General features: G+C 37.8%; 17 protein-coding genes. 7 read left to right on the top strand and 10 right to left on the bottom strand.

Going from position 1 to position 22,447, the window contains the following annotated elements:
* Nucleotide 1 precedes the first annotated feature (1 nt).
* The 3 genes from thiS to thiC are packed head-to-tail and all read right to left on the bottom strand — an operon-like array spanning nt 2 to nt 2,970.
* Nucleotides 2-199: a sulfur carrier protein ThiS gene (gene thiS / locus PVV65_RS03075; RefSeq protein ID WP_273789174.1), complete on the bottom strand. Its 198-nt coding sequence runs from the start codon at nt 197-199 to the stop codon at nt 2-4.
* Between the two features lie 3 nt (nt 200-202).
* The gene (gene thiO / locus PVV65_RS03070; protein ID WP_273789173.1) at nt 203-1,153 is read right to left on the bottom strand and encodes a glycine oxidase ThiO; all 951 of its coding nucleotides are present in this window, start codon (nt 1,151-1,153) and stop codon (nt 203-205) included.
* The gene (thiC, locus tag PVV65_RS03065; protein WP_273789172.1) at nt 1,150-2,970 is read right to left on the bottom strand and encodes a phosphomethylpyrimidine synthase ThiC; all 1,821 of its coding nucleotides are present in this window, start codon (nt 2,968-2,970) and stop codon (nt 1,150-1,152) included. The genes thiO and thiC overlap by 4 nt, the downstream gene beginning before the upstream one ends.
* A 1,362-nt stretch (nt 2,971-4,332) precedes the next feature.
* On the opposite strand from thiC, the gene PVV65_RS03060 reads away from it, so the two are divergent.
* Nucleotides 4,333-5,307 (top strand): tail fiber protein, encoded by a 975-nt coding sequence (locus PVV65_RS03060; protein ID WP_273789171.1) that lies wholly within the window; start codon nt 4,333-4,335, stop codon nt 5,305-5,307.
* A gap of 366 nt (nt 5,308-5,673) precedes the next feature.
* Here PVV65_RS03060 and PVV65_RS03055 read toward each other — a convergent pair whose 3' ends face one another.
* The 5 genes from PVV65_RS03055 to PVV65_RS03035 all read right to left on the bottom strand — a co-directional run bounded on the left by PVV65_RS03055 (nt 5,674) and on the right by PVV65_RS03035 (nt 12,035).
* Entirely contained in the window at nt 5,674-6,507 is an 834-nt protein-coding gene (locus tag PVV65_RS03055; protein WP_273789170.1) for a heme ABC transporter ATP-binding protein, read from the bottom strand.
* A complete protein-coding gene (locus PVV65_RS03050; RefSeq protein ID WP_273789169.1) occupies nt 6,504-7,583 on the bottom strand; it encodes an iron ABC transporter permease in 1,080 nt (359 codons plus the stop codon). Before PVV65_RS03050 ends, PVV65_RS03055 begins: the two co-directional genes overlap by 4 nt.
* Before the next feature lie 11 nt (nt 7,584-7,594).
* Nucleotides 7,595-8,509, bottom strand: a complete 915-nt coding sequence (locus PVV65_RS03045) for a hemin ABC transporter substrate-binding protein (protein WP_273789168.1) — start codon at nt 8,507-8,509, stop codon at nt 7,595-7,597.
* 11 nt (nt 8,510-8,520) lie between these two features.
* A complete protein-coding gene (locus tag PVV65_RS03040; protein ID WP_273789167.1) occupies nt 8,521-9,564 on the bottom strand; it encodes a hemin-degrading factor in 1,044 nt (347 codons plus the stop codon).
* A 257-nt stretch (nt 9,565-9,821) separates the two neighbouring features.
* Complete coding sequence (locus PVV65_RS03035) at nt 9,822-12,035, bottom strand: TonB-dependent hemoglobin/transferrin/lactoferrin family receptor (protein WP_273789166.1); 2,214 nt, start codon at nt 12,033-12,035, stop codon at nt 9,822-9,824.
* A 242-nt stretch (nt 12,036-12,277) separates the two neighbouring features.
* Here PVV65_RS03035 and PVV65_RS03030 point away from each other — a divergent pair, with 242 nt between their 5' ends.
* The gene (locus tag PVV65_RS03030; RefSeq protein ID WP_273754416.1) at nt 12,278-13,057 is read left to right on the top strand and encodes an energy transducer TonB; all 780 of its coding nucleotides are present in this window, start codon (nt 12,278-12,280) and stop codon (nt 13,055-13,057) included.
* A gap of 1,014 nt (nt 13,058-14,071) precedes the next feature.
* On the opposite strand, the gene PVV65_RS03025 is transcribed toward PVV65_RS03030, so the two are convergent.
* Nucleotides 14,072-16,165 carry a lytic transglycosylase domain-containing protein gene (locus PVV65_RS03025; protein ID WP_273789165.1) on the bottom strand — a complete coding sequence of 698 codons (2,094 nt, stop codon included), beginning with the start codon at nt 16,163-16,165 and terminating at the stop codon, nt 14,072-14,074.
* Nucleotides 16,166-16,417: 252 nt separating this feature from the next.
* Here PVV65_RS03025 and dapA point away from each other — a divergent pair, with 252 nt between their 5' ends.
* Together dapA and smpB are read left to right on the top strand one after the other, a co-directional pair.
* Nucleotides 16,418-17,302 (top strand): 4-hydroxy-tetrahydrodipicolinate synthase, encoded by an 885-nt coding sequence (gene dapA / locus PVV65_RS03020; protein WP_273789164.1) that lies wholly within the window; start codon nt 16,418-16,420, stop codon nt 17,300-17,302.
* 18 nt (nt 17,303-17,320) lie between these two features.
* Nucleotides 17,321-17,797, top strand: a complete 477-nt coding sequence (smpB, locus tag PVV65_RS03015; protein ID WP_273754413.1) for an SsrA-binding protein SmpB — start codon at nt 17,321-17,323, stop codon at nt 17,795-17,797.
* Nucleotides 17,798-17,821: 24 nt separating this feature from the next.
* Here the strand turns inward: smpB and PVV65_RS03010 are convergent, their stop codons facing one another.
* Entirely contained in the window at nt 17,822-18,490 is a 669-nt protein-coding gene (locus tag PVV65_RS03010) for a uracil-DNA glycosylase (protein ID WP_273754412.1), read from the bottom strand.
* Between the two features lie 563 nt (nt 18,491-19,053).
* On the opposite strand from PVV65_RS03010, the gene rpoZ reads away from it, so the two are divergent.
* The 3 genes from rpoZ (at nt 19,054) to pyrE (ending at nt 22,398) form a co-directional block, all read left to right on the top strand.
* A complete protein-coding gene (gene rpoZ / locus PVV65_RS03005) occupies nt 19,054-19,452 on the top strand; it encodes a DNA-directed RNA polymerase subunit omega (protein ID WP_120121952.1) in 399 nt (132 codons plus the stop codon).
* Between the two features lie 128 nt (nt 19,453-19,580).
* The gene (locus PVV65_RS03000) at nt 19,581-21,803 is read left to right on the top strand and encodes a bifunctional (p)ppGpp synthetase/guanosine-3',5'-bis(diphosphate) 3'-pyrophosphohydrolase (RefSeq protein ID WP_273789163.1); all 2,223 of its coding nucleotides are present in this window, start codon (nt 19,581-19,583) and stop codon (nt 21,801-21,803) included.
* A 16-nt stretch (nt 21,804-21,819) separates the two neighbouring features.
* Nucleotides 21,820-22,398: an orotate phosphoribosyltransferase gene (pyrE, locus tag PVV65_RS02995; RefSeq protein WP_273789162.1), complete on the top strand. Its 579-nt coding sequence runs from the start codon at nt 21,820-21,822 to the stop codon at nt 22,396-22,398.
* The last annotated feature ends 49 nt before the right edge of the window (nt 22,399-22,447 follow it).

The following is a 22,447-nucleotide window of genomic DNA, read 5'->3' as shown; positions in this document are numbered from 1 at the left end:
ATTAGCCTCCTTGCATTGGGCTTAAAACTTCAATTTTATCTCCCTCATGCAAGACAAATTGGCTTCGCTCACTTACAGGAACAACTTCCGCATTAACAGCAGTTGCGAGCCAATTTCCTTCATACCCCAATTCCGCAAGTAAGAGATTGAGAAAAGTGGCTTCTGTTTGAATTTTTTCACCATTAACAAAGATTTGCATGTTTTATTCCAATGCCAATTTCACCGCGCGTTTTGCCATTTCTGGAGACAAAAGAAAACCATGTCTATAAAATCCATTTATAGAAATATGATTACCATATTTGTATACAGAAGGGAAGTTATCAGGATAAGCGGGACGAACCCCAATACCAGATTCAACAATTTCTGCTTCAGCAAAAGCAGGGTGCAATGTATAGGCAGCGTTAAGCAATTCCATCATTGATCTCACGGAGATGGCACCATCAAAGTCACTTTCAATCATCGTTGCGCCAATCATAAAAATATTATCTTGTCGCGGAACAATGTAGAGTGGGATGCGTGGATGAAGAAGACGAATTGGGCGAGAAAGTTTAATATCCCTACAGCGTATGAGCAGCATTTCACCTCGAACACCGCGGATATTTTTGTCTTTTCCCAAACGAGCTATACCTGTTGCATCAATGACCATATCAAAATTTATTTCAGATGTTTTGACATTAACAAAACATGCACCGTTTTTTATCAGGTTTTCTTTTAAAGCAATGAGCGCTTTACGAGGATCAAGATGGGCTTCATTTTCATAAAAAAGCGCATGGTTAAAACGTTCTGCAAGATCGGGTTCAAGATGCGCTATTTCTTCACCGTTTACAATTCTATGATGATGTGTCCGCGCTGAAAATCGTTCGAGTTCTACCTTATCTCGTGCTGGTGCGACAACTAAAGTTCCTTTTCTTATGACAAGATCTGGAAATATTTTGCACCACCATTGTATGGCTTGTACACCGAGATCTTCAACTATTTGCTCAGCATTTTCTCTTTCACAATAAGGCGCTAGCATTCCTCCTGCATACCAACTTGCCGTTCCTATAGGAGAAGAAGGAGAAGCCGATACAGTAACATGAGCGCCTTTTTGTTGTAACATAAAAGCAACCGTTAAACCACCGACCCCTGCACCTTTGATAAGAATATTCTTCAACTGTTGACTCTCTTTTTTTGAGGTGCTTCGACATAAAGGTCACCGCTTTCTTGATATTTTTCAGCCATAGCAACCATACCTTCACCTTTTGTCTTTTGGAGTGATGCAGCATCACGAATATCATGAGAAATACGCATAGAACAGAATTTGGGTCCACACATAGAACAAAAATGCACCAACTTATGCGCATCTTTAGGCAATGTTTCATCATGAAAGGCACAAGCCGTTTCTGGATCAAGAGAAAGGTTGAATTGATCATACCATCTAAAGTCAAATCGTGCACGTGAGAGAGCATTATCGCGCAACTGTGCTCTGGGCAAACCTTTTGCAAGATCAGCAGCATGAGCGGCAATTTTATAAGTGATGACTCCGGTTTTGACATCATTTTTATCGGGAAGCCCTAAATGTTCTTTAGGTGTTACATAACACAACATAGCGGTTCCAAACCATCCAATCATAGCCGCACCAATAGCAGATGTAATATGGTCATAACCAGGAGCGATATCAGTTGTAAGAGGTCCCAAAGTATAAAAAGGGGCTTCATGACACAGATCGAGTTGCTGTTCCATATTTTCTTTAATTTTGTGCATTGGAACATGCCCTGGTCCTTCAATCATAACCTGTACATTTTTTCCCCAAGCAATTTTTGTCAATTCTCCTAAAGTCTTAAGTTCAGCAAATTGTGCTTCATCATTAGCATCAGCAATAGAGCCAGGGCGTAATCCATCTCCTAAGGAAAGAGAGATATCATAGGTGCTTGCAATATCACAAATTTCATCAAAATTTTCATAAAGAAAGCTTTCTTTATGATGATGAAGACACCATTTCGCCATAATAGAACCACCCCGTGAAACGATACCCGTTATACGATCAATGGTCATCGGAATAAATGGTAATCTTAAGCCAGCATGAATCGTAAAATAATCAACGCCTTGTTCTGCTTGTTCTATAAGGGTATCACGGAAAATGTCCCATGTTAAATTTTCAGCAATACCTTGTACTTTTTCGAGTGCTTGATAAAGAGGAACAGTTCCGATGGGGACAGGAGAATTTCGAATAATCCACTCACGGATATTGTGAATATTCCGTCCTGTCGAGAGATCCATCACTGTATCTGCACCCCAACGAATAGCCCAAACCATTTTATCAACTTCTTCTGCCATTGAAGATGTTACGGCAGAATTCCCAATATTGGCATTAATTTTAACACGAAAATTGCGTCCAATAATCATTGGTTCACATTCTGGATGATTGATATTCTGGGGAATAATGGCGCGTCCGTTTGCAATTTCATTCCGAACGAATTCCGCAGTATAAATTTCTGGTATTTCTCCATTCAATGGACTTGATTGCGCTTGTTGTTGATCATTTATGGCTAACCCTTCATTTTCTCGTATAGCGACATATTCCATTTCTTCTGTAACAATACCTGCACGCGCATATGCCATTTGTGTAATTTTTTTGCCATTTTTTGCACGCAAAATAGATCGTTTTTTTTCAAAGGCAGGTATAGGAGAGCTCGTTAATCCATTATCTTCAGGTTTAATTGGGCGTGCAGGATAAGGTTCAGTATCATCACGCCTAGAGAGCCAAGATGAGCCAATTGCGGGTAAACCTTTTGTAAGATCAATGATTGCATCTTTGTCGGTATAGAGGCCAGAAGTATCGTAAACATTTAAAGGTTTTTCACCGCTCCCATTGGTTAATAAAATTTCACGCAATGGAACACGCACATCAGAAAAAAGAGGACTCTGTTGATAAATTTTGCGTGAGGCGGGAAAGGGGCTACAACTGATTGATGGAATATTTTTGGGCACAAATTTTTTCCTTCTAAACACAGAGTTCAAAAACTAAGGTGTATGGGGATATATAAATGATCAATTATGTCCTCTTGAATGAAGAAATACTTATAACACTTTATAGTTAAGTGATCTCCAATAAAGCTTAAGAAAATTTATTTTGAAAAGATTAATGCAATATCTAAATAATATCCGCACTCCCCCATATAAACACTTTTGTTAGCATCAGTATGATTGGCTTAAATACGGACATTGTCAATCACAAAGATATTATTTTTAATGATTTTGGTATATTTTTTAAGAATGAAAAGAGGCATTATGAAGTGATAAACTATAATATTAAGAAGTTGTCTTTGATAGCTGAGGGGGTAGAAAATGTTAAATCGATCGAATGTTTTTATCTGAATTGATGAAGCATATAAGTTAGAAAAATAGTTTGAAGAAGGCTTACTTTGATATCGTCATCAATTAAGGAGAACACCAATAATTGCGTGATTATGTTCAGAAGGATTTATTGTTCTTGCAAAAAAAATATACCTGTAATAAAATATATATGTAGGGAGAGGGCTGTTCTAAGTGAGGGAGGAGGACAGGCGGTTACAGGCTGTTGGCTTTTAAAAGAATCGACGAGATCTATTCATAAAAGCTTGGGGGAAGTGTATTTCTTATCCGGATCGGATACAACTTTTAGACTTGAGGAAAGTCTGTAATCTTTCCTTAGCATTTCAGTTCACTGAAGGAAAGAAATTATCATATCAAATATATTCTCTATGATACAGTGAGGCTGAACAGAAGTCTGTTCAAAAAAACATTGGTATTGATCTCGTAACACAAATTCAGAAATAAATTGAATGAATAGGGTGTCTGCGTGTAATAAAAACATAATGAGGCATGCAAAGAATTTGAAGCTAAACTTTTGAGTTTTTTAAATACAAATGATAGTCAAAAAAGAGATTTGACGTATTGAACAAATAAAACGTTTCATTAAAAATTTAAATCAGCAATTTTCTATGCAGATGACAAATTATTGCATTTAATAATGGTTATATGAATCCATAGTAAGGAAAAGTTTGAACAGTATTTGTAAAACTTTGCAACAAGATCCAAGATTTTAAAATACAACTATATAACGATAGACAAAATAAAATACCAAATAATATCAAGTGAGCTGCTACATTACGCATTAGAAATGGAATCATTAAGATTGATATTATGAAAAAAGTCTTATGAAATTAGCTTATTAAATTGAAAGGAGTAAAGAGAGAAAGAATGCATAAAATACAGATGGTCAGTGGTTATGATGTACCAATGTGGTGACATATTTTAGAGCACAGAACGAGAAATTATTAGAAAAACGATGAAAATAATGGGGGATTTATAATGTCTAATATTTACGATTGGTCGTTAAAGGCTGATGAAAATGCTCATTCAGATAATATTATTAATTGGTCAGAAGGCCAGCCACCTAGTTCTGTCAATGATAGTGCGCGGGCGATGATGCAGCGCGTGCGTGAATATCTTGCAGATAATGGTGGATCTATTGAATCAAGCTTTATGATCAATGCGGAAGATAAAACAACATTAATTACCTTAAAGACAGTTTCACCGATAAAGAAATATAACAATGATATCATCATACGCTTTAAGTCCCATGGCGTGAATATTGGCACGACGACAATAAAAGTTAATAGCATGGGAGAAAAACCTATCTATAAAGCGACGAATACAGGTGTTATACCGTTAGAAGGGGGAGAGCTACAAACAGACGGTATTTATGAAATGGTATATAATGGCAATATTCTAATGGAGGGTCGAGATGGTTGGTATTTATTAAACCCTACACCACCAAAGATAGAATTTTTTCCGGCTGGATTCATTGCAACATTTGCTATGCAAGAAGTGCCAACCGGTTGGCTTTTATGTGATGGTAAGGCCTATAAGCGTAAAGATTATCCGCAGTTATTTAAGGCTATAGGTGATAAATGGGGAAAAGACAGTGAAACAACCTTTAAAGTTCCAGACTTTAGAGGTATGTTCTTACGTGGCTTTGATAATGGTCGGGGCTTAGATGGTAATAGAAAATTTGCCGATGAACAACAAGATAGCATAAAATCGCATACGCATATTGGTATCATTGAAGAATCAGGTGAACATACGCACAATTTTCAGTATAAAGGCGTTGGATGGCCAACTGGTAATATTGGGAGACTCCCGAATTATTATACCTATAATGCCACCTTGCAAGGGACAACAGATTCTGCTGGTGCACATACACACAAGATAACTCTTGCCCATACGGGTGAGGCAGAAACGCGCCCTGTTAATACAACAGTCGTCTATGCTATAAAGTCATGAGTATGATTGGGAAATACAGAATCTATGTCATTTGATAATTTTGTTAACGCGGAATTACTCCGCGTTATTTTTATATATAAAGATGGAACCTATACGGTTCATATGATACTTAAGAGAGACAAAAAAAATTTTAAATAGAGAAAGAAAAATGTGATCATATTTGATATTCTTATTGGCTATAGAGAGTGGTAAATGATTATTATAAATCAATATTTATCTATTGATAAAAACAGCTAAAGCACATGGTTATGAAAAGAATAATGCCACTAAAACTACAAATAAATCTTCTATAGATTTAGAGAAAAGAGTTCATTAAAAAATAAAACAGACTCTTGGATATTGCGTGTTTTATTTCTCTCAAGGATTTTAATTTTTAGATTGAAGCGGATAGCTTTGTGATCTCATTTCATAGGGGGACGCTGTTTGAGGGAGTACAAACGGGACATCTTCTTTAGGCAATTCAGAAACATTTAAGAAACAATGGTAAACATCGTGGAGATTTTGTGTTGTCAAAACAGCAGAAGAATTTCCTTCACAATAAATCTCGCCCTTCTTGAGTAAGATCATGTTATCTGCATAATGTGCTGCAAGGTTGAGATCGTGAAGAACAGCAAGAACGCCACCACCAGAATGGGCAAATTGTTTTGCAATGTCCATAACGATAATTTGATGTTGAATATCGAGGCTAGCAATAGGTTCATCTAATATCATCCAACGAGGAATTCCATTATAAATAGGTTTCCAGATTTGGCAAAGAACACGCGCAAGTTGTACGCGTGCTTGTTCTCCACCTGATAATTGATGATAATACAGGTTACCGTAATCAGACAGGTCAACACGTTCTAAAGCTTCTTGGATAAGATTTTGCAATTCGGCTTTGGCAATAGTAACTTGGTTTCCAGAAAGTCCAAGCCCCACAACTTCATGAACTAAGAATGGAAATACGAGTGTTGTTGATTGTGGTAAAACGGCTCGCATTTTTGCCATTTCATAAGTTTTTGTTTGGCGGACATCATAACCATTTAAAGTTATTTTTCCACTGTAAGGAATTTCTCCACTTAATGCTTTAACAAAAGTACTTTTCCCTGATCCGTTGGGACCGATAATGATGGTAAAAGCGCCACTTTTAGCTTGAAGGTTAACGTGATTAAGAATCTGTTTCTTTCCGCGCTGAACGCAAATGTTTGTCGCCTCAATCATGAAAAGTTTGTTCCTCGTTTGCATATAAGGATCCACAGGAAGAAGGGAGCACCGAAAAGTGCTGTTACGATTCCTATTGGCAATTCTGCTGGGGCAACAATTAAGCGTGCAAATGTATCAGCAAAAATAAGTAATGCTGCCCCTAAGAGAGCAGAGTAAGGAATGAGATAGCGGTGATCAGGACCAATGAGCTGACGTAAAATATGAGGAACAATAATTCCAATAAAACCAATACCACCACTGACAGAAACAGCACTTCCACACATAAGAGCAACAAGGGGAATAGCAATATTTTTAACGCGTTGAACAGAAAAACCAATATGACCAGCAACGGCTTCACCAAGCGCAAGAGCATTCAGAGCTCTTGATAAAAAGGGGGAGAAAAGAAGACCAACAAAGACGAAAGGGAGAACAAGCCATATTTTCAACCACGTTGCACCCGCAAGAGAGCCAAGACTCCAAAAAGTGATATCGCGTAATTGTTGGTCATTTGCGATAAAAATCAACGTTCCGACAACTGCACTGCTTAAGGCTCCAAGGGCAATACCGGCAAGCAACATGGTTGCAATAGAAGTAAAGCTATGATGCGTAGCTATTATGTAGAGGACAATCGTTGATAAAAGCCCACCCAAAAAAGCACCTATGATAACTTTATACGGTTCTAGAAAAGGTGCAAATGAAATAGGAAGGGAAAACCCTACAACAATTGCTAAAACAGCACCAAGACCGGCTCCTGCTGATACACCCACAATTCCAGGGTCTGCAAGAGGATTACGGAAAAGTCCTTGCATCAGAACCCCAGAGACAGCTAAAGAAGCTCCGATCAATAGCCCTAAGATAACGCGAGGAAGCCTTATATCAATAAATATGAGATAATCACGCGTTCTACGACTAACAGAAAACTCTTGCGTAAACATGCTATAAAGAAAATCAAAGAGTGAAGTATTTGAAGCACCATTTAAAAGCCCGCTTAAAATACTAAAAACGAGGAATATTATGAGACCGAATAAGAGTATTTTTCTTAAATTTTCACGCTTTATTTTTTTCTGTTTTTCTGTTTCAGATGCATAAATCATGGACAGCTTCTCTACCAATTCCATCCGTTTTTATCGTTTTTGTTTGTACCATAAAGCATATGAATAAGTTCTCTTGATGCATCCGCAGTGCGTGGACCAAATCCTAAAAGGTACATAGCATCCATTTGTTTAATAGCGTGATTTTGGGCGGCAGCTGTTGCTTGAATTGCTGGTATAGCTAAAAGCTTTTCAAGATTAACAGATTTTCCACTGTGTGTTATAAGCAAAATAACATCAGGATTTGCTTTCAATAACGCTTCGTTATTGAGAAGTTTATACCCTTTATAATCAGTAATGGCATTGAGACCACCTGAAAGTTTTATGATACCATCAGCGGCTGTATCTGTTCCAGATGCCATAACGCGTCCATTTTGCACAGACAAAATAAAAAGCACTCGCTTTTGTTTTGTTACCTTTGCCAAAAGAGCATCATTGTCTACAAAGTCACGGCTTACTTTTTGAATTAATGCAGCGGCTTGCTCTTCACGATGGATGGCTTTTCCAACGAGACGAATTTTTTCTATAACACTTTCTCGAGAATAGCTTTCTGGTATAATCACGATAGGGATTGATGTTTTTTTGAGAATTTCAATTGTTGAAGGAGGCCCACTTCCTTCAATGAGCAAGATACCTTCTGGAGCAAAAGACAGAACACCTTCAGGTGAAAGAGCACGCATGTAACCAAGTACAGGAAGCTTGAGGGCTTCTTTGGGATAAACACTTGTACTATCACGGGCAACAAGTTGATCTTGTGCACCTAATGCATAAACAATTTCTGTCAGAGAACCACCAATAGAGACAATTCGTGCATTTTTAGAAAAATGCGTAGTAGGTTCAGCAATGACACGTTGAGAAAAGAAGTTAAGAGAAAGCAGTATAAAAAGAAGAAAAAAACTTAAGTGTCTGCGCAAAAGAAGTATAAGCATATTTTATCTTTCTAAGCGACGACCAATTTTTGATAGGGAGGAAGAGACTTCAATAAAGAACGCCAATCCTCACGCTCTTTTTGACCTTCTTTGCGCAGCCCAAAGAATTGAACAATCATACCATCATTTTTATCGAAAACTTCAAGTGAACTGATATAACCATCACGGGTAGGTTTGCGAACATGCCATACACTAGCAATTCCAGACGTGAGTAAATGAAGGTCAAAGCTTGGATCAAGAACATTAAGCCAAGGTCCCATTTGCTTAATATTTTTTACAGTTCCACTAAAAATTTGAATACACCCTTTATTCCCAACAAAACACATAATGGGCAGTTCTTTTTCTGCGACTTGGTTCAGCATTATTTCAACAGCATCTACCTGTAATTCATCGGCAAATTCATTGCCAGCATATTTTACAGCATGATGCCGATTAATTCTAAATTCGGAAATAATTTTATGAAGTTGGTGTACATCTGTCATTTTACGCCAACGATCCCGAAAATTCTCAATATCCAATTCTGTTATGTCACACTGAACTGGAAGGGAAACAGGAAGAATGTTAAGAACAGAGGACTGATCTTCAAGAAGGAGATTTTCAACAAGTTTATTCCACTCTTCCATGTTGGTCATATCTTTAGAATAGATTTTTAAAATAGCAACGCCATGCTCATCAAAGAACTGTAGACTTTTTGCAGGCTTTCCAAGGATAATGACATCATATTCAAAACCAAACTTCCATTGTTTTGTAAAAATACGCAAATCAATTTCACCCAACGTAATAGGAATATGTTGATTTTGAACAATTTTTTCAAAACATCCTGTTATTTCGTGAACAGCATATTCATTGCGTGTTAAGACCATGACTTTTCCAAGTCGCGGAGCACTTTCCAAGAGAGTAGCAACATTAGTTTGTAGTCTTTTTGCTTTTCCAATGGTACAATAGGCCGCAATAAGCTCCGCTTCGGATATACCAATCGAAACCGCAAAATCGCGGTTTCGCATTTCTTTTTTCTCTTCACGTAAACGAAGAATCATTTCAGCTGTATATGCCATGGACTTTACCTTTATGTTACTTAACTCAAAAACTAACTTTCAAATTTTATAATTCCAAGGCAATAGATTAAATTCTTTTAAGAGTTCAATCTATCACAAAATAACGCTTTACCGCCAACAGCTGAACAATCAAAAAACGATAAAACGGAAAGAATTAGGGCTTTTCTACCAAATCTTTGTAATTTTAAAGATATTAGAAACACAATAACTGATCCTTTTATCGATACGACTTTTGATCTAATCGTTAACAGACGTGACTAAAACTTTTGTACGAAAGACACCTTAAAGTTACGACCAGGCTGGCTATAATAATCCTTCGGAGCTATATTTTTATTCGCAATTGCATTTTTACCGGAAGGAAGATCTGATGCATTCCAATATTTTGTATTGAAAAGATTATAAACACCAGCTCTTAAGATAGGTCCTGTTTCACCGAATGGTTTCCACCACCCCGTCATATCAACAACATGGTATCCTGGAATTTTTTGATAATCAGATTCTCTAGCTACTTTGTCACGTTTGGCTGCCAAAGTAAGAATAATATCGCCCCCCCAAACCTCTTTTGCATATCCTAATCCGATAACGGCTTTCAAAGGAGGAATCGAGTTAAGATATTCCTTTTTGTCAAGATCTTTTCCTTGTGAATAGACAAGAGAAACATTGCTATGAAAATCATTTTTAAGAACTAAACGCGCCTTTGTTTCAACACCCAAAATTCTCACGCGTGAACGATTTATATAATGCAGACGTTTAAACCTGAATTCTTCTGACGGCCCTTTATCCTCGATATCTATGAAATTTTGATATTGGTTGATAAAGGCATTGAAAGAACCACCAAAACTTGCATTTCCATACCGTAGACCAATATCATACCCATTGCTTTTTTCTGGTTGAAGATCAGGATTTCCCTTTGCGTAATAAGCAGAGGGTCTAATATAAGAAACGTAAAGTTCTGAAATACGTGGTGCACGGAAAGCTTGTGCCCATTGAGCATAGAGCGTTATTTGATTACGAATATCCCACTCCATGCGTAATTTAGGAGAAAAGCGAGATCCATTTCTTTCTGGAGGAAATCTATCAGAAATTAGAGCTTTTTCATAAGCGGAGCTTTTTTGCGGAACATATTTGTACCAATCATACCGAACTCCTGATGTTATACGAAAACGATTATCACTCAACCCAATTTCATCTTCAAAAACAAAACCTAAATTATAACCATTTGTGTCTGGTGAATCTGACCGATTAGCAGGCATCATAGAGCATCCACGCGCATTTTCTTCTAAATGGCAATTGTCTTTACCGAACAAATAGTGATGAAATTTAGATGACGAAACATTAGCGGCAATCTTGAACGTATGGCTTACAGTGCCAAAATCGACTTTTTTAAGCGCATCTGCATTGAAACCATAATTGGTATTACGCAGAAAATTATCTCTCAAATAATCCCCTTTGGGTGCTCGAATACGAACACCAGTCATAGTGTCACGATCTAACTGCCTTTGCCAATAAAGCTGCCCACGAAAAGCATCAACAATCGCACCGCCATCACCATTATAATTATAAGAAAGAGAAAGACGTTCACGGTATTTATTGTCCTTATTATAAACAGAACCTGGGACATACGCAGTAGGAGCAAGAGCGGAGAATCCATTCAAGGAATGCGTATTTATATCATAATTAAAACGTTCTGCAGTAAAACCAAGCCGATGATTATCACTCAAATATTGATGAATTTTAAAAAGTAAGTTATTCTTGTCAAACTGAGAAGGGTTTTTACGTGTACGCTCTTCATATCCTCCCTCAGTTCCCATATTCTTACGTTCATTCCCCCCCACATAAGATCCTTGTAAAAGCAAGAATGTTCGATAATTGCGCACAGCAAAAGCTTGATTGATGCGCCAGCTGTTATCAACAGAGTTATAACCACCTTTTATAAGGCTCCCCCAATTCTTTTCTCCAGTTATAAGGTCTTCAGGATTAAGGGTACGCAACGCAATTACTCCCCCTAAGGCGCCAGAACCATAAAGACTAGAATCTGATCCTTGAATAGTATCAAACGCAGAAAGAGCGTTGAAATCAAAAGTGGTGTTTCCACCACCACCACCACGCAGTACATCATTAAACCAAGGAAGAGAAATACCATCCATTGTCGTAAGAACACGGTTCGCATCTAAACCACGAATAACAAAACTATTATTTTCTGAGTTATAAGAGACAGAAGGATTAAGACGACTCACGTCATACGCATCAGTTACTTGTTTTTCATCAATATTCTCGTTGGTTTTACGATCAGTTAGAATGGTTATTGAATTTGCAGCATCTTCTATTTTTTTTCCTTTAATAAGGATTGGTTTGAGCTCAGTCACAACATCCTTATCACTGTTTTGCGCAAAAACAAACGAAGGTATACAAACCGACAACGCACCTAAAATCACACAGCTCTTATGGATATTTTCTCGTCTTATTCGCATAACACATTATAACCTTTTTTTAAAACATCCCCTCTCTAAGCTTGAAACTTTACATAAAAACGCCTGACTTAACCCTATCAAAAGTTAACCAACCAAGCAGGAATGATTTAACAATATAAAATCACAGAGAAACCATATTAAACATGATAAAATCAGTCAAGAAAAAAGTTGCAATTTCAAAATAGCTTGTTTTAATGAGATGAAATACCAATATTGCACGTAGAATAGCGGCGGGAGAAACGATGAACTTTGCAAATATGAAGCAGCTATCAGCTCTTTGGATTGGTGCATTTGTTGGCGCCCTTTCTTTGCATATAGTATTGGGCGCACAGTTTTATTTTCGAAAGACTGGTGTCAGTAACGGTACGCTCTCTTCGACGGTTATGCTAACTCTTGCCCAAGAGAGTCTTTATCTGGATGCTGATATAGATTCGTCGAATCCAGATCATGATACAGACTTATCAAGTGTCAGTGCAAAATCAGAATTATTACAACCAGATCTTGCTGAGCAAGAGCCTGAGATATCGGAGAGGGTGGATGAAACTCAACCAGAAGAGCCGCAGCAGACTGTAGAAAAAGATGATTTTATAGAAAAGTCTTTGGAAGAATCTCTTCCTTATAAAGTAGAAGATAAAATATTTGAAAAAAAAACGAGACCAAAAACAGTTATCAAGCTCCCCCTTGTGAAGACTGCACGTTCGTTTACTGCTAGACAGAGCGGCAGTACAGCAGGGTTTGAAGATATGGTGTTGATGGAGTGGTTAGCAAAGGTACAGTCGCAATTAGAAAAGCAAAAAAATTATGTTGTAGGACAACGTACCAGTCGGGCAAAAGGAACGGTGAAGTTAGAGTTTAGGGTACACGAGCGGGGGAATATTTTTTCTAGCCGTGTCGTCGTTTCTGCCGGAGATCCAGAACTTGATCGGCTGGCTATGGCAGCCCTTCAACGTGTCGGCTCTTTTCCACCCCCTCCACCATCAAAGATAAACAAAATGATTAGAGTATCCTTGATATTTAGCTGATTTTTATGAAGGTTTCTGTTTAGATAATATATTGGTTTAGAATGATTGCTCATAATTTCATAATGTGAATGAAATATAGTTTTTTCTAGGTTTTTTTGACGTTGAATCAATCAAAACCATTCTCTTAAAGAGACGTCACAAGGGAGAACATGGGTAAAAAGTTTGAGGAGTGAACATATTTCTTATGAATGCTCTAAATGAAAAGGCTGTTGCAATATCAGGTATTAGGGGAGATGGTAGGCGCATCACTCTTATCTCATTAAAAGTGATATATCTAATCGCTATTCCATTCGAGAGAGATTTTTCATAAGTACTTTTCATATTCACCGTTGTGAAATGAACTTAAGAGCATTAAAAAATACCTTTTAAAATAAAAATAGGCATAAGAAATACATACTATTTGGGACAGATATTTTATTTTATATAAAGGGGGTGATCTTATATGTGAAAATGAGAGAAACAAAAGGTAAAGCTTCATCTTTATTGCTAAAAGATATGAATATGTTTAAAAGTTGTAAAGATGAATGAAAAGAGAAGGTGCAGGAGGATATTTTTTTATCTTTAAGGTTGTCTTACTCAATGAGTTTATCTTTTTGCTTTAGAGAGGATCCAAACAGCTATAGTGGTGATAACCTACCCCTATGGGGGATAGAAATATTGTAATCAGAAAAAACATGTTGTTGTACAAAACTTGAATGTTGATGAATAAGCAACAGTAAAAGGATACGCTATTCGTTTCACTCTTTTTACATTGATAATTTCTATGTTATTATCATTTATATCTTGAGAAGAAATGAAATATTTGTACAACATGATGATTGATAATGATCATTCATTATTTTATATATGGAATGAGAGCCCAGAATAGCGTAGAATTTTCCTATCTCAGCTCTATTGATACTAAATCAATTAAAATCACTTAAACTTGTACGTTAAAAGTGAGGTTGTATGTGGGTACTTTTTTAGGAAGGAACAAAGTCCTCTTAAGAGCCTACTCGTATTTGAGAAGATATATTATTTCCATCGACCAGAAAGAAGGTCGGTTTTTATATCTATTTTTCCAGTGAGTCTTGCTTTGTAGACGCTGTAATTTTCCATAACGCGCATCACGTAATTCCGTGTTTCTGTATAAGGAATGCGCTCAATCCAATCAACGATGTTATCGAGAGATTTTCCTCGAGGATCGCCATAACGTTTTATCCATTCATTAACTCGACGGGGCCCCGCATTATAGCCAATGAGCGTTAGGATATAGGATCCATTAAAACGTTCCAATTGTTCATTGAGAAAATGGGCACCTAATGTCACATTATAATGAGTATCACTGCTGAATTTTTTATGAGACCATGCGATTGAGTATTTTCTTGCTAGTGCTTTTGCTGTTGTAGGAAGCAATTGGAGTATACCTTGTGCACCTGCTTTTGATATGGCTGTTGGATTAAATTCGCTTTCTTGGCGTGCAATGGCATAGATAAGTGATTTTTCTTCTACAGAAATATGTGCAGAAGCTGGTATAGCGCCCAGAGGGTGAGAAAGTGCCCCGACATTTTTCCCTTGAAAAACAGCCATTTTCCCGATTTTGAGGCTGGTATAATAGTCACCATTTTTTTCTGCCATAACAGCCAAAAGGGCTAATTCACCAGGGCTTTCTATTTTTTTTCCAAGCTCTCTATAAAAAACTTTAGCAAAATCAGCATAGCCAGCTTCTTCAAGACGTTGAATTGCTTTAATAGTTTTTCTTGCACTAAAATGCTGTCGTTCAGCGGTTGTTGGTTTAGGAAAGGAGATGTTAAGCTTTTTTTGATTGAGTCGTGCAGCGGCTAATTGACCATAATAAGTTGTACCAAAATGAGCAGCGCGATGAAAGTAATATTGGGCATTTTTGTGTTCTCTTAGCGTTTCTGCTGTTCGTCCCATCCAGTAATATCCACGTGATGCAGAAAAAGGTAAAGAAGAAAGTTGAGGAATGCGTGAAAAGTGCTGCATTGCTAATTTAGGGTTATGAAGAAACCGTAGTGCGTACCATCCTGCGTGAAACTCAGCATCAACAGCTAATGCAGATGTCAAGCCAGTGTGCATTGCAACGAGTTGATAAGCCATTTGGGGTTTGTTTAAATCGAGCATTTCGCGAGAAAGGGCGCGTTGTTCTTTCCACAATGAATGAGGGTTCATAAGATGGAAGGTATCTTTGGATGTTTTCATCATGAGTGTTGCTGCGGCATCATATTGCTCTGTTCGCCGAAGATGACGCATTCGAGCAAACTGGAAGAGAGGATTTTTTTTCCATGTTCTCTCTATAGCTTGTAATTTTTGTGTCGCTCTAGGATCATTTTTTTCAACAGCTACAAAAGCATCAAAAAGAGATTGAGCATGGGCTAATTTTGCAACGCGTGCCGCTGAATCAAAACGATGTGCATACAGCATAAACTGCATGCGTTTAAAATGATCTATAGGTTTTAAGGCAGCACCTGCATTTTTAAGAACAAACATTTCTTCTTTTGCATTAAGCGGTGTTTTATGCCACCATGGCGCAATAATATATTGGGCACGGGTGATTTGTCCCATTGCGATAAGTGCTTTAGCAAAGAGAGCCATACCTTGTGCGGTAAGAGGGGGATGATGCAAAAATTTTTGGATGATGGCGCGTGTGACATTTGTTTCGTTAAGAAAAGCACGCTCAGCATTGCGTTGCATCGTTTCTATACCGGGCCATCCTTTTAGCATGTTGATTGCATTATATATTTCAGAGCTTGGTATATTATCTTGGTTTGACATCCCTAGCGCCCATGTCAAAATATAACGATCAAGGCTATGTTTTTCCAGTGAATTACGAAGACTTATTGTTTTTGCAATATTGTTGTTTGCAAGGGCATCTAGTCCAGCTTTTAGATGTTTGAGTGTCACAGTATTGTGCGAAGTCGTGTGTCTGTGTTGAAGAAGCTTTTGAGCTTCTTGTTTAAAGGCAAGGGGGATCGGACGGGTCGAAGGGATTGGTGCTTTCCCATGTAAAAGAGGTGTTTGTGCATAGGCACTTGAAAATAAAATTCTTATTGCCAGTATAAGTGCAGTAAAGGTTGATACGAAAAGAGAGGTAGAAAACACACGCATAGAGAAAAGACCTTGAGACCTTGCTTTTTGTAAGAAACTTAAGGTCTTATAGAACACAAGCATGAAAAACGCGTTAATACGGATGGCTTATTTTAAAGAAATGTTCAAAATTTAAGGAGGGACATCTTCATTTTATGGAAGCTTTTTTTGAAATTCATCTTGCTTCAATAATAGAGCAAGATTATGCTTTATTTAAAATTTATAAAGGCGATTATTAAAAAAAACAAAAGCGAACATTATAGGGAGTTTATCATGCTCAAGGGAGCTATAACTGCGCTTATCACACCGTTTGATCAGAAGGGTGCAATTGATGAGAAAGCGTTTTGTGAATTTGTTGAATGGCAGATCACACAAGGGATTAACGGTGTAAGCCCTGTTGGAACGACAGGTGAATCAGCAACTTTAAGTCATGAAGAACATAAGCGAATTATAGCATTGTGTGTTGAGCAGGTCGCAAAGCGTGTTCCTGTTGTTGCTGGAGCAGGATCCAATAGCACAAGTGAAGCTATAGAGCTTGCACAATATGCGCAAAAAGCTGGTGCAGATGCCGTTTTGGTTGTTACGCCCTATTATAATAGACCCAATCAGTCTGGTTTATATAAGCATTTTTCTTCTATTGCCAAAGCTGTTTCTATCCCGATTATAATTTATAATATTCCAGGGCGTTCTGTTATCGATATGACTATGGAAACAATGAGAGGCCTTTATCAAGACTTTAACAATATCATTGGTGTTAAAGATGCAACGAGCAGAATTGAGCGCGTGAGTGAACAAGGTGAAAAATGTGGCAAAAATTTTGTGCAGCTTTCTGGTGATGATTGTACAGCATTAGGTTTTAATGCCCATGGAGGTGTCGGATGTATTTCAGTTTCCTCCAATGTTGCTCCAAAACTTTGTGCAGAGCTTCAAGCTGCTTGCTTTCATGGTGATTATAAAACAGCAAGGGAATTAAATGATCGCCTCATGCCTCTCAATCGAGCTGTGTTTATTGAACCTAGCCCTGCAGGGATTAAATATGCTGCTGCAAAATTGGGGTTTTGTGGTGAAACTGTGCGTTCTCCGATCGTTCCATTAACAGAGAGCACCAAGAAGATTATTGATGCAGCCCTTATTCATGCGGGTCTTTTAAAAGCATAAAATGATATTGATAAAACCATGAATAAAAAAAAGAACACGCCTGCACGGAAAATAATTGCTGATAATCGTAAAGCTCGTTTTAATTTTGAAATTCTGAATAATCTTGAGGCGGGTCTTGTTCTCCAAGGAGCGGAAGTGAAGTCTTTACGTTCTAATCATGCTAATATTGCTGAAAGCTATGCCAGTTTTGAAAATGGAGAATTATGGTTAGTCAACAGCTATATTCCTGAATATACGCAAGCCAATCGTTTTAATCATGAGCCGCGACGTTTGCGTAAATTATTACTTTCAAAACGTGAAATGGCACGCTTTTTTAATGCAACATCCCGTGAAGGAATGACACTTATTCCTCTCAAACTTTATTTTAACGAACGTGGGCGCGTTAAGTTAGAGATTGCTCTCGCCCGTGGGAAAAAACTTCATGATAAGCGTGAAACGGAAAAAAAACGTGATTGGGGACGTGAAAAAGCAAGACTTTTAAAAAGATATGGATGATCGGCTTGGATATGCTTTATTGATTTAGCATTGATCTAAGTATGTTTTGGCTGCTTGAAAAATTTGGTGAAACATAGCATCTGTCAAGCGGCCGGTATTCGTATTATAACGAGAACAGTGATAGCTGGAAAAGATGCGTAATCTACCAATGTTATTGATTGTGCCATGTCCAAAAGGATGCGCTAAAACTTTTGCATTAAGAGCGCGTATGGTTGAATGGTGTGCAATGGTGCCTAAGGTAATAACGGCTTTAAGTTCGGGAAGATTTGTTAAAAGAGGCGAGAAGAAAGAGCGGCACGTGTTAATTTCAGCACCGGTGGGTTTATTTTCTGGTGGAACACAACGAACAGAGTTAACGATTGCAGCATCGATCAGTTCAAGAGTATCGTCTGCTCTTTCTTCGAAGGTTCCTTGGGCAAATCCGAATTTTTTTAAAGTGGAATAAAGTAAGTGTCCAGCATAATCACCCGTAAATGGACGCCCAGTTCGATTAGCACCTCGTAAACCGGGAGCAAGACCAACAATGAGAAGACGCGTTGTGTCTGCTCCTTTATAGGGAAAGAAAGGGCGTACCGGTGCGTTATGCCAACGTGGTTCTTTCACACGCCAGTCAGCAATAAACTGATGAAGCCTAGGGCATAAATTGCAATTTTGGGGTGGCTCTGGGTAAAGTGATGTTAATGGGTTATTCATGGCGTTAGGCATTAATTGTTTTTTATTCTTTTAAGTCTTTTATGGCGTGTACGATGGATCATGTTTTGATAAAAAAATCAGAATATCAATAAACTTTTTTAGAAAAAGTTTAATATAAACTTATGGCGAATGATGATGTAACAAGAAGCAATCTTTCAGTCATTTATTCGATGAATAAGAGTGTAATATATATGATGTTTAAAGAAAAAAATTTGTTTTTCATAAATATAGTATCATAAAAAATGTGCATAAAGCTTTTGTTATTGGAAAGGATTTTTAAGAGCTTGTATTTCTTTTAAGAAAATTAAAGACTCCAAAGAGATATTTTGTCAAGAAACACTTTTCTTTCCTCGAATCCAATCTATTGGAATTGTTTGAAGCACAGCTTTGATAACGAGCATGAAAAGAATATACATTTTTCTATAAAGTTACCAAGAGTTTTCTCAAATAAGTTCTTTAAGAAAAAAATATAAAAGTTTATATTGTTTTCTTGTGTTTTATTTTGACTATTGTATATACTCCTCATATCCGCTATTAAATTTTTATTTGAGAAAGAGACATAAATGGCTCGTGTAACGGTAGAAGATTGTATTGATAAAGTTGATAACCGCTTTGAATTGGTACTTTTAGCAGGGCATCGGGCGCGTCAGATTTCACAAGGTGCGCAGATTACAGTTGATCGTGATAATGATAAAAATCCAGTTGTTGCTTTGCGTGAAATAGCAGAAGAAACATTGTCTCCTGCTGATTTAAAAGAAGATCTTATTCATTCGCTGCAAAAGCATGTGGAAGTAGATGAACCAGAAATGGCAAGTGAGTTCATTACCCATTCAAGTGAAGCTGAAAGTGTTTTTAATACATCATCGCAAGAAGAAGGAGCTTCATTTGATCAAATGTCAGAAGAAGAGCTTTTAGCGGGAATTGAAGGTTTGGTTGTTCCAGAAAAAAGTGACGATTATTAATTACGGCGGTTGATATTACAGGGGTGAAGATACCTTGTCAGATAGGGAGAAGTTATTTTTCTTGTTCTTTATTGATAAGGCGTGTTCAATAAGGGTTAGAGGTGTGAAAAGATAAAGGATATGCTCGTATGATGCGTCAGCGTGAGCTTGTTGGCCGTGTTCAGCGTTACAAGTCTGACGTAGATGAGGCTCTTCTAAACAGAGCCTATGATTATGCAATGAAAAAGCATGCCCATCAAAAGCGTGCTTCAGGTGATCTTTATTTTTCCCATCCTTTGGAAGTTGCTGCTATTTTAACGGATATGCGGTTAGACGAGGCAACGATTGTTGTTGCTCTTTTGCATGATACAATTGAAGATACAAGCGCTACGCGGGCAGAAATTGATCAGCTTTTTGGTTCTGAAATTGGGAAGTTGGTTGAAGGGCTTACAAAGCTTAATAAGCTTGATCTTGTATCAAAGAAAGCTGTACAGGCGGAAAATCTTCGTAAACTTCTTATTGCCATTTCTGATGATGTTCGTGTTCTTTTAGTCAAACTTGCAGACCGCCTTCATAATATGCGTACCCTTGGTGTCATGCGTGATGATAAACGTCGACGAATTGCTGAGGAGACAATGGATATTTATGCGCCACTTGCAGGCCGTATGGGAATGCAGGATATGCGCGAGGAATTAGAGGATCTCTCTTTCTTTTATTTAAATCCAGAAGGCCATCGTACGATTACCAATCGACTTTCTGAATTATCAAAGCGCAATCGTGATTTGCTTTCCACAATTGAAAATGAATTGACAAAACTTTTTTTGGAAAATGGCATTAAAGCAGATGTTAAAAGCCGTCAGAAAAAATCTTATTCTGTTTTTCGTAAAATGGAAAGTAAAGCATTATCTTTTGAACAATTATCGGATATTTTTGGGTTTCGTGTGATTGTTGAAACGGTGGATGATTGTTATCGTGCTCTTGGTGTTATCCATACGACCTGGCCGATGGTTCCTGGTCGTTTTAAAGATTATATCTCTATACCAAAGCAAAATGATTATCGTTCTATTCATACAACCATTGTGGGACCTTCAAGACAACGTGTTGAATTGCAAATTAGAACGGCTGTCATGAATGAAGTTGCTGAATATGGGGTTGCAGCCCATTCCATATATAAAGAGCACGGTTCCAATTATTCGACTTCGAAATTATCAAGTGAAACGAATGCCTATGCATGGTTGCGTCAAACGATACAATCTTTATCTGATGGAGATAATCCGGAAGAATTTTTAGAACATACAAAACTTGAGCTTTTTCAAGACCAAGTTTTTTGTTTTACGCCAAAAGGTCGATTAATTGCTTTTCCTAAAGGCGCGACACCTATTGATTTTGCTTATGCTGTCCATACAGACATCGGCGATTCTTGTGTGGGCGTAAAAATCAATGGTCGTATTATGCCTTTAATGACTAAATTAAAAAATGGTGACGAAGTTGATATTATCCGTTCACATGCTCAAATTCCGCCAGCTGCATGGGAATTTCTTGTTGTCACAGGTAAAGCACGTTCAGCTATTCGACGCGCAAGCCGAGCAGCGGTACGTAAGCAATATTCGGGTTTAGGATATCGTATTCTTGAGCGTTCGTTTGAATATATGGGAAAACAATTTTCAAAAGATGTTTTAAAGAAAGTTTTGCCACGTTTGGCACGTAAAGATGTAGAAGATGTATTGGCTGCTGTTGGGCGTGGAGAGTTGTTTTCCTCTGATGTGATTAAAGCGGTTTATCCTGATTATCAAGAACGTGTAGTACAAAAGTCATCTTTTAAGCCTGGGGAAGAAGGGTGGTTTAATATTGAAAATGCTCAAGGGATGATTTTTAAGGTTCCAGAAAATGAAAAGGATGCAATGATAGAGGATCATCAATCTAAAGCCTTACCTATTCGAGGAACCCGTGGAGATATACCTGTACGCTTTTCACCGGAAGGGGCTGTACCTGGAGATAGGATTGTTGGCATTATGCAACCAGGCGCAGGAATCGTTATTTATCCAATCCAGTCTTCGGCTTTGATGGCCTATGATGATCAGCCAGAACGATGGATTGATGTCCGCTGGGATATTGATGCTCAAATGAATGAACGTTTTCCTGCAAGGATGAATATTTTGGTTGTCAATAGTCCTGGTTCTTTAGCTGAAATTGCGCAAATAATTTCTGCTAACGATGCTAATATCCAAAATTTATCTTTTATCCGTACAGCACCAGATTTTACGGAAATGATGATTGATCTAGAAGTTTGGGATTTAAAACATTTGAATCGTATCTTTTCTCAGTTAAAAAAGGCAGATTCAGTTAGTACAGTGCGGCGGGTTCATGGATAACAGGGAAGATTTTGCAATGAATACACAAGATGTCATTGATATTTTTAAACAAGCAGATGCTATTCTAGAGGGGCATTTTATTTTAACATCGGGGCGCCATAGTGCAACTTATATGCAAAAGGCAAAAGTTTTTATGCATGCTGACTTGACGGAAAAGCTCTGTCGTGGATTGGCTGGAAAAATCAAAGAATCTATCGAGGAACAAATTGATTATGTTGTTGGTCCCGCAATTGGCGGTCTTATTCCCTCCTATGAGACTTCACGTCACCTTGGTGTTCCTTCCCTTTGGGTAGAGCGTGTCGATGGCGTCTTTGAATTGCGTCGTTTTGAAATCAAAAAGGGTGCGCGGGTTGTTATTGTTGAAGATATTGTGACAACGGGTCTTTCTATTCGTGAGACCGTTGAGGCACTCGCAGCAGCAGGAGCAGAGGTATTGGCAAGTGCATGCATCCTTGATCGCTCTGGTGGTAAGGTTGATGTTGGTGTTCCGTTGATTGCACTAGCTGAATACGAGATAGCTTCTTATGCGAGTGATGCACTTCCTGCAGATCTTTCTGCTCTTCCAGCAATTAAACCAGGAAGTCGAAATATTTAATTGTCTTTCTATTTTTTTTTATGCAAAAACTTAAAAAGATTAATTTGAG

Source organism: Bartonella sp. ML70XJBT (genome assembly GCF_028618425.1).
In the GTDB taxonomy this organism is placed as follows: domain Bacteria; phylum Pseudomonadota; class Alphaproteobacteria; order Rhizobiales; family Rhizobiaceae; genus Bartonella.
This window is presented reverse-complemented; position numbering and strand designations above follow the sequence as displayed.